Origin of the sequence: Nocardiopsis sp. MT53, assembly GCF_019598965.1 — a bacterium.
Lineage (GTDB): Bacteria > Actinomycetota > Actinomycetes > Streptosporangiales > Streptosporangiaceae > Nocardiopsis > Nocardiopsis changdeensis.
In genome coordinates, this window is the sequence record NZ_CP080599.1 from 1,787,801 (window position 1) to 1,800,839 (window position 13,039).

Below are 13,039 nucleotides of genomic sequence, written 5' to 3' on the forward strand. Positions count from 1 at the left end.
ACCCTGTACACGCGGGGGCCCGCCGTCTAGAATCCTGAGCACTTGCTCAGGTTTTCAGGAGGCCCGATGCCGTGGCTGTGGTTGGCCGGAGCGATCGTCTCGGAGGTGATCGCGACCACGTCCCTCAAGCTCTCCGAGGGCTTCACCCGCCTTGTCCCCTCGATCGTGGTCGTGGTCGGCTACGTCGGGGCCTTCTACATGCTGAGCCGGGCGCTCAGCCGGGGCATGGACCTGGGCGTCGCCTACGGGGTCTGGGCCGCGGTGGGGATCGCCCTGGTGGCGGTCATCGGGGTGGTGCTCTTCTCCGAGTCGCTCACCTGGGTCCAGATCGGCGGAATCGCGCTCATCATCGGCGGGGTGATGGCCCTGGAGATGGGCGGCCGCCATTGAGCGGGGGCGCGGGCTCGGCCCCGCCCACCGACGGGCGCCGGCTCAAGGGCGAGCGGCGCAGGCGTCTGCTCGTCGACGCCGTGCTGAGGGTCGTCGGGCGCGAGGGCGTGGCCGCGGTCAGCCAGCGGCGGGTGGCGGCGGAGGCGGGCGTACCGCCCAGTGCCGTCATGTACCACTACGCCTCGGTCGACGACCTGCTGCTGGCGGCCCTCACCCGGGTCAACGACTCCTACGTCGCCGCGCTGGAGGAGCTGGCGCGGGATCCGCGGACGGCCCCGCGCGGGCTGGCCGAACTCGTCGCCGCACCGGACCGCGAGCACCTGCGGGCCGAGTTCGAGCTGTTCCTGATGGCGGCGCGCCGCCCCGTGCTGCGTTCGGAGGCCGAGCGCTGGAGCCGGGCCGTGGACGCGTTCCTCGCCCCCTACCTGGACGACCCGGTCGACCGGGCGGCCGCGGCCGCCGCCGTCGACGGGCTGTTCCTGCGCGGCTGCCTGGAGGACCCGCCGCCCGGGGTCGAGGAGGTGCACCGGATCATCGTGCGGCTCGTGTCGCCTCGGAGTAGCGGCCCGGCGGGACCCCGATGACCGAGGTGAACTCCCGGGTCAGGTGGGACTGGTCGCTGAACCCCAGGTCCGCGGCCAGCCGCCCCCAGTCGGGCCGCTCCCCCAGCCGGGCGCGCTCGGCCGCCTCGTAGAAGCGGTACCGGCGGATCACCGTCTTGGGCGACAGGCCCAGGTGGTCGGAGAACCGGCGCTGCAGCCGCCGCACGCCCAGGCCCTCGCGCTCGGCCAGCTCCGCGACCGAGGTGACCGCCGGGTCGGCGGCCACCCGTTCGGCGATGTCGCGGGTGTCCTCGGCCGGGTGCCGCCCGGCGGGTGCCAGGCCGGCCAGGAACTCCTCCACCAGGGCCGTCAGCGGGACCGCCGAGGCGGGGTCGGCGGGATCGAGGCGGCGGGCCTCCCGCTCCAGCTCCGCGGCCCCGGGCAGGACCTCCCCCGCCGGCAGGGAGAGGTCGACCAGGTCGCTCAGGGGCCGGTCGGCGAAGGGGCGGAAGCCCGCGGGCCGGAACATCACGCCCAGCGCCCAGCCGCGGCCGACGAGGTACCGCCGGCCGATCCGCGTGGTGGGCCCGTGCACGACCGCGGTGCCCGCGGTGAACACGAGGTTCACCACCGGGTGGGCCAGCACCCGCTGGGTGTACGGCTCCCGCAGCTCCCACGACGCGGTCCAGTGGCGGTCCACGAAGCGGGCCAGCCCGGGCTCGGGGGCGGCGCGGTCCAGCCGGAACCGGGTGAGCCCGCGGTCCGGGTCGATGATGCCGCGCGCGTCCTCTGCCACGGGTCGCACGTCCATGCCACCAGTGTGCCCCGGGGCGCGGACACTCCCCGGGCGCGGTGTCGCGTTCCTTCAAGACCGGGGTGGGACCGGTGCGCCATGCTCGGAGGCGAACGCGAGAAGGAGCACGCCGTGAACGAGATCGCCGCACGCTACAGCCGCCTGTCCGACGCCTTCGCCGACCTGGTGGCGCAGGTCCCCGAGGAGCGCTGGGCGTCGCCCTCCCCCTGCGAGGGCTGGACGGCCCGGGACGTGGTGGGGCACGTCGTGGACACCCAGGGCATGTTCCTGGGCCTGGTCGGCCGCGAGCTGGGGGACATCCCCAAGGCGGCCGACGACCCGGCCGCCGCCTGGGACGCCGCCCGCGCCGTCGTCCTGGCCGACCTGACCGACCCCGAGCGGGCGGGGGCAGAGTTCGACGGGTTCTTCGGCCGCACGACGTTCGCCCAGGCCGTGGACCGGTTCCTCGGCTTCGACCTGATCGTGCACCGCTGGGACCTGGCCCGCGCCACCGGCCTGGACGAGGCCATCGACCCCGACGACGTGCGCTGGGCCCGCCGGGCGACCGAGTTCTTCGGCGACTCCCTGCGCTCCGAGGGCGTCTGCGGCACCGAGCTCACCCCTCCGGCCGACGCCGACGAGCAGACCCGCCTCCTCGCCCACCTCGGCCGCCGCTCCTGGTAGCCCCGCGGCGGTGCCCCCGGTCGGCCGTGTCCGGCACCCGGGGGCACCGGCCGTTCGTAGGACGGTCCCGCCGCGGGCGGACCCCCTGGAGCCGCCGCGATCGGCACCGGGCATCGCCTCCGGCACGGACACTCCCCGGGCCCCGCGACGGCGCCCCGCCGAGTGACACCCGCCCCGAACGGGCACCCCACGAAGCCACCGGTCACCACCCCCGGCACGGACACTCCCCGGGCCCGACGACGGCGCCCCGCCGGGTGGCACCCGTCCCGAACGGGCACCCCACGAAGCCATCGGTCACCGCCTCCGGCGCGGGTGCTCTCCGCACCCGGTCGGCGCCCCGCCGGGGCCGGACGGTGCGTCCGGCCCCGGCGGGGCGGTCATGGCCGGTGGCGGGCGGCGTCGCGGGCGACGCCGACCAGGAGGCGCAGCACGAGGAGGGCGGCGACGGCCAGGAGCAGCCAGGCCGCGCCGTTGAGCAGCTGGGCGCGGACGGTCATGTCCGCCCACTCCACGTGGGGGCCGTCGGTGACGTTGAACAGCCCCACCGACATCATGCCCGTGGCCACGGCCAGGACGGTGAGGACCGCCTGGCGGGCGAGCCCGCTCAGCAGCCGCCGGTCCTCAGGGTGGGCGAAGGGCCGCACCTGGATCGTGAACCGGCCCTTGTGCAGCTGGTCGGTGATCCGGTCCAGCCTGCGCGGCAGCCGCCGCAGCGTGGGCAGCAGCGCGACGATCTCGTCCACCGCCAGATCGCGCAGCGCCTCCCCGCGCAGCTGCTCCGACATGCGCTCCCCGGCGAAGCGCTTGGCCTCGGCGACCGTGTCGAACCCCGGCGACAGGTGCACCAGGGTGCCCTCCAGGGTGGCCAGGGCGCGGAACACCGCGGCCAGCTCCGCCGGGAGGGTGAGCCCGAACCGGGTGACGATGAGCAGCAGCTCGGTGAACATCCGCATGCTCGCCGTCATCCCGCCCTGCAGGTGGCGGGCCATGAACTGCCCCAGCGCCCGGCGCAGCCGCTCCCCGTCCACCCCGTCCGGGTCGGTGACCACGTCCAGCAGGGTGTCGGTGAGCAGCACGGCGTCGCGCCGGTCCAGCGCCACCAGCATGAGCCGCAGCGCCTCCCGGGTCTGGCCGTCCAGCCGGCCCACCGACCCGTAGTCGAGCAGCCCCACCCCGCCGTCGTCGAGCAGCAGGATGTTGCCGGGGTGCGGGTCGGCGTGGAAGATGCCGCTGATCATCACCTGCTCCAGCAGGCAGTCCAGCAGGGCGCGGGCGATCCCCTCCCCGTCGACGTCGGCGGGGTCGACGGCGCCCACAGAGACGCCGTGCAGCCGCTCCATCACCAGGATCCGCGTGCCGGTGTAGTCGTCGTACACCCGTGGGATGCGGACCCGCGAGTCCGGCGCGGCCTCGGCGACGGCGGCGATGTTGGTCGCCTCGACCTCGAAGTCCAGCTCTTCCAGCAGCGCCTCGGCGAACCCCTCCGCCAGGTCCACCACCCCGATGGCCGGCCCCCAGTCGGTGTACTCGTCGAAGCGGGCGGCCAGCCGCCGGATGATGTCGAGGTCGCGCTGGACCACCGGGGCGATCCCCGGCCGCTGCACCTTGACCACCACCTCCTCGCCGTCGACGAGCCGCGCGGTGTGCGCCTGGGCGATGGACGCCGCGGCCAGCGGCTCGGCGGAGAACTCGGCGAACACCTCGTCCACGGGGCGGCCCAGCCCGCGCTCGACCACCTCCCGGATCCGCTCCGCCGGTATGGGGGCGACCTCGCTGTGCAGCCGCCCCAGCTCCTCGACGAACACCGGTGGCAGCAGGTCGCGCCGGGTGGCCAGCACCTGCCCGAGCTTGACGAACACCACCCCGGCCTCCTCCATGGAGCGGGCCAGCGACCGGGCCAGCCGCCGCTGGGTGGAGGTGTCCTCGCCGTCCTCGCGGCGGCCGGTGACGTAGCCCCACAGCCCGCGCCGGGCCAGGATCCACGTGATCTGCCGGTAGCGGCGCACCCGCCCGAACCAGTGGGCCACCGCCAGGACCGTCTGCAGCGGGCGCGGCCGGGTGCCGCGCGGGATGGCGAGCTCCAGCCCCACGAAGGCGAGCATCGCCACGACGGCGGACATGGCCATGGTGACCATGACGTACTCCGGGCCGGGCGAGACGATGGGCGCCTCCGCCGACAGCCGCTCCAGGGAGCCGTAGTACAGCAGCGCCCCCGCGGCCGACCCCAGGATCAGGCCGACCAGACCGGCCAGCAGCAGCCGGGGCAGGCTGAAGGGCACCCCCATCATCCTGCTGGCCAGCAGGCCCACTCCGAGGAGCAGCAGGACGAAGAAGATCAGGGAGAAGATCTGGAGGATCCCCTCCCCCACGTAGACCATGGCGAGGTTCACGGACGGGGGCTCGCTTTCCGGCGGCGGTCGGTGGGAGGGCTGCGGCGCGAAGGCCCGTCACGGCTCCTCCGGCCCTTTCCCGATCTCAGGGTGCCAGGTCCGGGGCTCCGGCGACACCGGCGGTCCCGGGCCTGTGGACAACGCCGGGCACGCGACGGGCCGGGGCTCCCCACGAACCCCGGCCCGTCCCGCTATCGGTGGCGGATCAGCAGGTCAGCTCCCAGGAGCACTCCAGCTCACCGGTCTCCGCGCCCGGCGCGCCCTCCGGGACCCGGGCGCCCTGCGTCCGCAGCGCCGACCCGTGGCCCAGGTGCTCGGCCAGCCGGACCGCGATCGCGTCCTGCACGACGACGGGCGCCGGCCCGGTGTGCCCGTTGTTGAGGATGGAGAAGACCAGGCCGTCGCCGCCGTCGGCGCCGGGCACGTACCCGGACAGGCCGCTGACCCCGCTCATGGTGCCGGTCTTGGCGCTCACCACGCCCTGGGCCGCGGTGCCCGCCATGCGATTGCGCAGCGTGCCCCCGACGAAGGGGTCGGCGATCCCGGCGACCGGCAGCGACGCCTCCCATACCGGGTACCAGTCGGCCCCGCGCGCGGCGGCCAGCAGCTCCGTGACCGCGGACGCGGTCAGCCGGTCGGTACGCGAGAGCCCGGAGCCGTCGTGGAACACGACGCCCTCGGTGTCCACGCCCAGACCGGCCACGGCCTCGGCGACACCGGCCCGGCCGGCCGCCCACGTGCCCTCGCCCGCGGTCTCGCGGCCGATGGCCTTGATCAGCATCTCGGCGTGGCCGTTGTTGCTGAACTTCATGAACGGCACCAGGATCTCGGACAGCTCAGCGGAGGTGTGGTCGGCGACCACGCGCGTGTCCAGGTCCGCGGGGACCTCGCCCTGCCCGACCCCGCCGCGCACCCTGACGCCGTGTTCCTCCAGTGCCTGCTCGAACAGGTGCCCGGCCAGCCCGGCGGGCTCGTCCACCGTGCGCAGCACGGCGACCGGGGTGCCGCCCTGCGGGATCGACCCGGTCACCACGATGGTGTTGGTGCCCACCGGCCGGTCCACGGCCAGGGTGTTGCCGCTGCCGGGCGCGCCGGTCACGGCCCGGTTGTCCAGCTCCATGTAGCCCTCGGCGGCGCCCAGGTCCACCGCGGGCGCCTCGCCCTGGGCGGCGGCGGTGACGGTGACCTCGGTGACGCCGGTGTCGAACCGGTCTCCATGGGCGACGGTGAGCGCGGAGATCTGCGCCGAGTAGGCGTAGGGCTCGTCCTCGGGCCACCAGTCGTCCACCAGGCGCTCGTCGTCGAACCAGGTGTCGTCGGCGACCACGTCCCCCTTGACGACCCTGACCCCGGAGGCGGCCACGTCGGCGGCCAGCGCGTCGATGTCGGCGGCCGACAGGGTGGGGTCGCCGCCGCCGACCAGGTACACGTCCTCGACCGCGCGCGGCCGGCCGTACCCGGCGGGGACGACGACCTCGGTGTCGAAGGTGCGGTCCGGCCCCAGGACCTCCAGGGCTGCGGCGGCCGTGAACAGCTTCATGTTGGAGGCGGGCACGTAGGGCGTGTCCGCGTCGCGGGAGTACAGCTCCTCGCCCGTCGCCGGGTCGAGGACGACCACTCCGGCGTCGGCGACGGAGGGGTCCGCCAGGATCTCGTCGAGGTCGGCGCGCAGGTCGGCCGCGGTCTCCGCGACCGGCTCGGCGTGTGCGGGGGCGGCGAGGAGGCCGAGCGGCAGCAGGGCGGCCGCCGCGGCTGCGGCCCACCGGGGGCGGGGGCCGGCCAGGGGGGTCGGGGCTCTCATGGATCTCCAAAGGCTCGGACGGAAGACCACGAACCTAGCCGAGTCTCACCGCGGGTCGCCACGCGCACACGCCGGGAGCACAACCCCCTTTTCCGTCCCGCCGCAGGCCGGAGCGGACAATGCTCTCGATTACCCATCAGAGCGGTCCACATGTGGACAGAAGAGGAATACCTATCCGAACGCGGCACGGCGGTGCCGGGGTCGCCCCCTGGCACCGCCGTGGACCCCGCCTCCGCCGTTCCCGGCCCGAACAGCCCCGGGAACGGTGGCGCGGGATCAGATCAGCTCCACCACCTGCGAGTAGTGGCAGGCGTCCCGGTGCCCGGTGCCCCGGTCCAGCAGGCCCGGCGGCTCCTCGACGCACAGGTTGCGCTGCTCGTCGGTCAGCTCGTTGGCGAACTTCGGGCAGCGCGTCCGGAACCGGCACCCCGAGGGCGGGTCGGCCGGGCTGGGCACGTCGCCCGTGACCACGATCCGCTCGCGGGTCCGCTCCTTGACCGGGTCCGGCAGCGGGATCGCCGAGATGAGCGCCTGGGTGTACGGGTGCGCCGGCGCGTCGAACAGCTGCTCCGTCGTCCCCGTCTCCACGATCTTGCCGAGGTACATCACGGCCACCCGGTCGGAGATGTGCCGGACCACCGACAGGTCGTGCGACACGAACAGGTACGACAGGCCCAGCTCGTCCTGGAGATCCTCCAGCAGGTTGATCACCCCGGCCTGGATCGACACGTCCAGCGCCGACACGGGCTCGTCCAGGATGAGCACCTTCGGGTTGAGCGACAGCGCGCGGGCGATGCCGATGCGCTGCCGCTGGCCGCCGGAGAACTCGTGCGGGTAGCGGGAGCCGTGCTCGGGGTTGAGCCCGACCAGTTCCAGCAGCTCCCTGACCCGCTGCTTGGCGCCCTTGCCCCGGCCGTGGATCTGCATGGGCTCGGCGATGATGTCCGAGACCGTCATGCGGGGGTCCAGGGACGCGAACGGGTCCTGGAACACCAGCTGCAGGTCGCGCCGCAGCGGCCGCATCTGGGCCTCGCTGAGCGAGTGCAGGGGCTGCCCCATGTAGGTGACCTCGCCCGACGTCTGCCGGATGAGCTGGAGCAGCAGGCGCGCCGTGGTGGACTTGCCGCAGCCGGACTCGCCGACGAGCGCGAGGGTCTCGTGCTCGCGCAGCTCGAGGGAGATCCCCGAGACCGCCTGGACCTCGCCGATCCTGCGCCGCAGGATGCCCTTGGAACGGATCGGGAAGTTCTTGACCAGGTCGACCGCGGACAGCAGCACCTCGGACGACACCGCCTCCGACCGCTCCTCCCGTCCGGCGGTCCCGCCGGCTTCGGCACCCTCGGCCTCGACGAGTTCCGCGGGGGCCTCCGCGTCCAGGGCGGTGGCCCGGAACAGGTCCTCGGGCCGGGCGTCCACCAGCTGCTCGCTGAAGTGGCAGGCGGCGGCGTGGCGGCGGAACGGGTCGGGGTCGTCCCCGTCCACGGCCGCCTCCAGGGCCGGCTCCTGCGCGTGGCAGATGTCCTGGGCCATCGGGCAGCGCGGGGCGAACCCGCAGCCCCGCGGCAGGTCGAGCAGTGAGGGCGGCGTCCCCAGGATGGGCGTGAGCTTCTCGCTGCGCGCCTCGTCCATCCGCGGCAGCGACCCCAGCAGCCCCAGCGCGTAGGGCATCCGGGGCCGGTAGAAGACGTCCTCGACGGTCCCGGTCTCCACCAGGCGGCCCGCGTACATCACGGCCACCCGGTCCACGTGCCCGGCGACCACGCCGAGGTCGTGGGTGATGAGCACCAGGGCCGCGCCGGTCTCCCTGCGCGCCGCCTCCAGGGCCTCCAGCACCTGGGCCTGGACCGTCACGTCCAGGGCGGTGGTGGGCTCGTCGGCGATGATCACGTCCGGGTCGTTGGCCATCGCGATGGCGATGACGACGCGCTGGCGCATACCGCCGGAGAGCTCGTGGGGGTACTGGTCGACGCGCCGCTCCGGGTGGGGGATGCCCACCTTGTCGAGCAGCTCGACCGCCCGCTCCCTGGCCTGCTGCTTGGTGACCTTGCGATGGGTGAGCACCGCCTCGGCGATCTGGTACCCGATGGTGTACACCGGGTTCAGCGAGGTCAGCGGGTCCTGGAAGATCATGGCGATCTTCTCGCCGCGCACCTTGCTGATCTGGGCGTCGTTGAGGCCGATGACCTCCTGACCGAGCACCCGGGCCGAGCCGGACACCTCGGCGGTCTTGGGCAGCAGGCCCATGATCGCCATGGAGGTCACCGACTTGCCCGAGCCGGACTCGCCGACGATGCCCAGGGCCTCGCCCCGGCGCACCCGGTAGGACACCCCGCGCACGGCCCGCAGGGGGCCGTCCTCGGAGGAGAAGGTGACGTTGAGGTCCTGAACGTCCAGGACGATGTCCGTGTCGACGGTCGCGGTGGCGCCGTCGTTGATGTTGTCCGTCGTGGTCATCGCCGCACCATCGTCTGTCGTGGGTCGAGGGCGTCCCGCAGCCCGTCACCGATGAAGTTGATCGTCAGGCAGATGAGGACGATCAGCACGCCGGGCGGGTAGAACAGCCAGGGCCGGGTGAAGGCGGCGGTGCGCGCGCCCTCCACCATCTTCCCGAGCGAGATGTCGGGCGGCTGGATGCCGAACCCGATGAAGGACAGGCCCGCCTCCGTCAGCACCGCGACCGCGATGAGCAGCGTGGCGGCGACGATGATCGGCCCCGCGGCGTTGGGCAGCAGGTGGCGGAAGATGATCCGGGAGGCCCGGGCCCCGGCCGCGCGCGCCGCCTCGATGAACTCCTGCTCGCGCAGGGAGAGCACCACGCCGCGGACCACGCGGGCGACGGTCGCCCACGAGAACAGGCACATGATGAGCGCCACCGCGTACCAGGTGGTGCCGCCGCGGACCGCGCCGTTGATGGAGGCGACCGCGACGATGAGCGGGATGATGAGGAAGATGTCGGCGATCCTCATCATGATCGCGTCGGTGCGTCCGCGGTAGTACCCCGCGACGGCGCCCCAGGTCGCGCCCACGACGGTGGAGACGACCGCGACGGTCAGGGCGACCTTGAGGGACTGCTGGGCCCCGCGCATGGTCTGCGCGAACACGTCGGTGCCCTGCTTGGTGGTGCCGAAGGGGTGCTCCAGGCTCGGCCCCGCGTTGCTGGGGATGTCCGGGTTCACGGTGTAGCCCCACGGCCAGACCAGGGGCCCGAGGAAGGCGAAGGCGACGATCAGCCCCAGGAGCACCAGGCTGATCATGGCGGCGCGGTGCCGCCGGAACCTCCTCCAGACGAGCTGGATCTGGGTGCGTTCCCCGCCCTTGGCCGGCGCCTTCGCCGGCGTGCCCGGGCCGCCGTCGTTCATCGCGACGCTGCTCTGCATTTCACTCATAGCGGATCCTCGGGTCGAGAACGCCGTACAGGATGTCGGCGACGAGGTTGGCGACCACCACGAGCGTGCCGCTCAACATGAGCCAGGACATGACCGCGAACGCGTCCTGTGCCTTGACCGCCTCGATGAAGAAGTAGCCGAGTCCGCGCCACTGGAAGATCGTCTCGGTGATGACGACGCCTTCGATGATGCCGACGATGCCGATGGTGGCCACGGTGACCAGGGGGATGAGCGCGGTGCGCAGGGCGTGGCGGCGCACCACCACACGGTTGGGCACACCCTTGGCCCGGGCCAGCCGGACGTAGTCGCTGTTGAGCACCTCCAGCATCGACGTGCGCTGGTAGCGGCTCCACGACGCGAAGCTGGTGAGCATCAGGGTGATGGTGGGGAGTACGAGGTGGCCCGCGGAGTCGAGGAAGTACTCCCAGTTGGTCATGTTGCTCACCCGGGCCGAGTTGGCCCCGATGGTGAAGAAGAAGCTGCTGCCGGTGGTCTGGTTGAACCACAGGCCGCCCTCCTTGATCAGCGCGCCCAGCCAGAAGGTCGGCATGGCCAGGGCGAGGAAGCCGATGAAGGTGAGGGTGTAGTCGAGCTTGGAGTACTGGCGCATGGCGCTGACCACGCCGGAGAGGATGGCCAGGCCCAGGGCCGCGATCACGGCGGCGGTCACGAGGCGCAGGGTGACGGCGATGCTCGCCGACAGCTCGGTGCCGATGTCGAACGCCACACCACGGACGGAGGGGCCGAACTGCCCCTGGAGCAGGCCGATGTCCCCGTTGCCGCCGATCCCCGTCATCCAGAGCCAGTACCGCTCCGGGATCGACCGGTCCAGGTAGTAGCGGGCCTCCGCGTCGGCGATGACCTGTTCCGAGGGGGGAGGTTGCTGCATGCGCAGATCCGCGAGCGGGTCGCCGCTCAGGTCCACCATGAGGAAGACCAGGACCGACGCCGCCAGGAGCACTGGGATCGCCACGGCGAGGCGACGCGCGGTGTATACGAGCATGGGAAGGTCCTTCGATGAACGCTCCCGGCCCGGGAAGGGGGCCCTTCCGGCCGGTTGCACCGGCCGGAAGGGCCCCTGCCCCGCCCCTGCGGCGCCGGGCGCGGGCCCGGGCCGCCGCGGGGGCGGGGTGCTCCTCCCGGAGCACTAGGCGGAGCGGAGTGATCCGTCAGAAAGCGTTACTCGACCGCGGTCCACTCGTGCTGGTTCCACATGGCCCGACGCGACTGGCTGTGGTTGTCGGTCACGTTCCCGAGGAACTGGGTGTCGTAGAAGAAGTAGGCCGGGGTGTCCACCAGCGGGAGCACGTAGGCCTCTTCGGCGACGATGGCGGCGGCCTCGTTGGCGAACCCGGCGGACTCCTCCGGGGTGGCGGAGTCCATCGCGTTCTCGACCAGCTCGTCGACCTCTTCGTTCTCGTACTTGCCGTAGTTGCTGCCGCTCTCGCTGAACCAGTACTGGTGCGGGGAGCTGTAGAACTCCGGCGTGGTGCTCCAGCCGTAGAGCATGAGGTCGAAGTCGCCCTCGGCGAGGGTGCCGCCCAGGTCGTCGGTGGTCTCGATCTCGGCGGTGACGCCGATCTCGGCGAGGTCGGCCTGGATCAGCTCGGCGATGACCTCGCGGGCCACGTGGCCGGCGGTGTAGCGCAGACGCAGCGGGCGCACGGCCTCGCCGTCCTGCTCCAGCGTCTCGCCGTTCAGCTCGTAGCCGGCATCCTCCAGGATCTCCAGCGCGGCCTCGGCGTCGCCGGCGCCCTGGCCGGTCGGGGTGATGACGTCCTCGTGGAACTCGCTGGAGGTGGAGAAGACGTGGTTGGTGCGCGGCTCGATGTCCGGGAACTTCTCGCCGTAGGTACGGGTGGCGATGTTCGCGACGTCGACCGCGGTGAAGATCGCCTGGCGCAGGGCCTGGTCGTCCAGGGGCTCGCTGGCGAGGTTGAGGTCGAGGTGCTCCCAGCTGCCGCCGGACGCGATCTCGAACTCGACGTTCTCAGCGCTCTCGAGCTGGGTGATGACGTCGTCGGACCAGGTGGCCGGGGAGCCGCCCTGGACCTCGCCGTTGGTCAGCGCCGGGACCCAGCTGCCCTCCTCGGTGTTGACCTCGAGGATGATCTCGTCGATCTCGGGGGTCTCGCCGTAGTACTCCTCGTTGACCACCTTGACGACGCGGCCGTCGAGCTCGGGGGTGCCCTCGAAGATGTACGGGCCGCCCGAGACGGTGATCGGGTTGGCGTTGAAGAAGTCCGACGACTCCCGCATGCCCTCGGGGGTGTCGAGGTCGAAGCCCTCGGCCTCGGCGATGTGCGCCGGGTAGAAACCGTCGCTGCCGAAGGTGAACCAACCGGGGTGCTGCGTCCCCTCCTTCATGGTCACCGTGACGGTCTTGCCGTCCTCGGAGCCCTCGACGCTCTCGATGAGGGAGGAGAGGGTGGAGCCGCGGGAGTTGCAGCCGTCGGCGCACAGCTCATCGTCGCCGCTGTTCATCTTCCAGGTCCAGATGAAGTCGTCGGCGGTGATCGGCTCGCCGTCGCTCCAGACCGCGTCCGGGTTGATCTGGTACTCCCAGGAGATCTGGTCGCCCTCGATCAGCTCGGGGGTGTTGACGATGAGGTCGGTGTTCCACTCCCACTCGCCCTCGGGGGTCCATAGACCCGTGGGCGGGAGGATCCCGTGGACCATCTGGATCAGGTAGACCGAGCCGCCCTCGGGGGCGTTGTGGTTCCAGCCGCCCGCGGGCTGGTTGACGATCCAGGTGACCGAGTTCTCACCCGCGGCGCCGCCCTCCTCCTGAGGTGGGGAACAGGCGCTCACCGCGAGCACGGCCGAAACGCCGATGGCCGTGGCCCCCAGCATTTTCCTACGAATCTGCATCAGTCACACCCTTGATCACTAATACGAACCTTCAGTGGGGGATCGAGTGGTTCGCACAGTCCCCACCGAACTTAGGCGATTAGTCGTTCAGAAGACCATCGAGTGAAATGTCTGTATAGCCCCAATGCCGGATTCGTGATCCATCCGCAACCGGTTCGCGCCCATCGACCCCGGACGTCGAC

Annotated in this window: 10 protein-coding genes; 3 read left to right on the forward strand and 7 right to left on the reverse strand. The window is 72.3% G+C overall.

Annotated features, from left to right (window positions below):
- Positions 1 to 66: 66 nt before the first annotated feature.
- A complete protein-coding gene (locus K1J57_RS07710; protein WP_220563768.1) occupies positions 67 to 390 on the forward strand; it encodes a multidrug efflux SMR transporter in 324 nt (107 codons plus the stop codon).
- Entirely contained in the window at positions 387 to 974 is a 588-nt protein-coding gene (locus tag K1J57_RS07715) for a TetR/AcrR family transcriptional regulator (protein WP_255646897.1), read from the forward strand. The genes K1J57_RS07710 and K1J57_RS07715 overlap by 4 nt, the downstream gene beginning before the upstream one ends.
- Here K1J57_RS07715 and K1J57_RS07720 read toward each other — a convergent pair.
- Positions 922 to 1,743, reverse strand: coding sequence for a helix-turn-helix transcriptional regulator (locus tag K1J57_RS07720; RefSeq protein WP_255646898.1), 822 nt, complete (start codon positions 1,741 to 1,743; stop codon positions 922 to 924). The two genes, K1J57_RS07715 and K1J57_RS07720, sit on opposite strands and share 53 nt — an antisense overlap.
- Positions 1,744 to 1,857: 114 nt before the next feature.
- Between K1J57_RS07720 and K1J57_RS07725 the strand changes: the two genes are divergently transcribed.
- Complete coding sequence (locus tag K1J57_RS07725) at positions 1,858 to 2,409, forward strand: TIGR03086 family metal-binding protein (protein WP_220563769.1); 552 nt, start codon at positions 1,858 to 1,860, stop codon at positions 2,407 to 2,409.
- Positions 2,410 to 2,786: 377 nt separating this feature from the next.
- Here the strand turns inward: K1J57_RS07725 and K1J57_RS07730 are convergent, their stop codons facing one another.
- The 6 genes from K1J57_RS07730 to K1J57_RS07755 all read right to left on the reverse strand — a co-directional run bounded on the left by K1J57_RS07730 (position 2,787) and on the right by K1J57_RS07755 (position 12,857).
- Positions 2,787 to 4,787 carry an AarF/ABC1/UbiB kinase family protein gene (locus tag K1J57_RS07730; protein ID WP_220565400.1) on the reverse strand — a complete coding sequence of 667 codons (2,001 nt, stop codon included), beginning with the start codon at positions 4,785 to 4,787 and terminating at the stop codon, positions 2,787 to 2,789.
- A gap of 217 nt (positions 4,788 to 5,004) precedes the next feature.
- The gene (gene dacB, locus K1J57_RS07735) at positions 5,005 to 6,600 is read right to left on the reverse strand and encodes a D-alanyl-D-alanine carboxypeptidase/D-alanyl-D-alanine-endopeptidase (protein WP_220563770.1); all 1,596 of its coding nucleotides are present in this window, start codon (positions 6,598 to 6,600) and stop codon (positions 5,005 to 5,007) included.
- A 276-nt stretch (positions 6,601 to 6,876) separates the two neighbouring features.
- Positions 6,877 to 9,054 carry an ABC transporter ATP-binding protein gene (locus K1J57_RS07740; protein ID WP_220563771.1) on the reverse strand — a complete coding sequence of 726 codons (2,178 nt, stop codon included), beginning with the start codon at positions 9,052 to 9,054 and terminating at the stop codon, positions 6,877 to 6,879.
- Complete coding sequence (locus tag K1J57_RS07745; protein ID WP_220565401.1) at positions 9,051 to 9,959, reverse strand: ABC transporter permease; 909 nt, start codon at positions 9,957 to 9,959, stop codon at positions 9,051 to 9,053. The genes K1J57_RS07740 and K1J57_RS07745 overlap by 4 nt, the downstream gene beginning before the upstream one ends.
- Before the next feature lie 19 nt (positions 9,960 to 9,978).
- Complete coding sequence (locus K1J57_RS07750; RefSeq protein WP_220563772.1) at positions 9,979 to 10,989, reverse strand: ABC transporter permease; 1,011 nt, start codon at positions 10,987 to 10,989, stop codon at positions 9,979 to 9,981.
- Positions 10,990 to 11,165: 176 nt separating this feature from the next.
- Positions 11,166 to 12,857, reverse strand: a complete 1,692-nt coding sequence (locus K1J57_RS07755; RefSeq protein ID WP_220563773.1) for an ABC transporter family substrate-binding protein — start codon at positions 12,855 to 12,857, stop codon at positions 11,166 to 11,168.
- Positions 12,858 to 13,039: the final 182 nt, after the last annotated feature.

Bases quoted from the DNA above. Each gene is read 5' to 3' on its own strand.
- K1J57_RS07750 (WP_220563772.1), bottom strand. From the start codon at position 10,989: ATGCTCGTATACACCGCGCGTCGCCTCGCCGTGGCGATCCCAGTGCTC.
- K1J57_RS07710 (WP_220563768.1), top strand. From the start codon at position 67: ATGCCGTGGCTGTGGTTGGCCGGAGCGATCGTCTCGGAGGTGATCGCG.
- K1J57_RS07745 (WP_220565401.1), bottom strand. From the start codon at position 9,959: ATGAACGACGGCGGCCCGGGCACGCCGGCGAAGGCGCCGGCCAAGGGC.
- K1J57_RS07740 (WP_220563771.1), bottom strand. From the start codon at position 9,054: ATGACCACGACGGACAACATCAACGACGGCGCCACCGCGACCGTCGAC.
- K1J57_RS07755 (WP_220563773.1), bottom strand. From the start codon at position 12,857: ATGCAGATTCGTAGGAAAATGCTGGGGGCCACGGCCATCGGCGTTTCG.
- dacB (WP_220563770.1), bottom strand. From the start codon at position 6,600: ATGAGAGCCCCGACCCCCCTGGCCGGCCCCCGCCCCCGGTGGGCCGCA.
- K1J57_RS07730 (WP_220565400.1), bottom strand. From the start codon at position 4,787: ATGGTCTACGTGGGGGAGGGGATCCTCCAGATCTTCTCCCTGATCTTC.
- K1J57_RS07720 (WP_255646898.1), bottom strand. From the start codon at position 1,743: ATGGACGTGCGACCCGTGGCAGAGGACGCGCGCGGCATCATCGACCCG.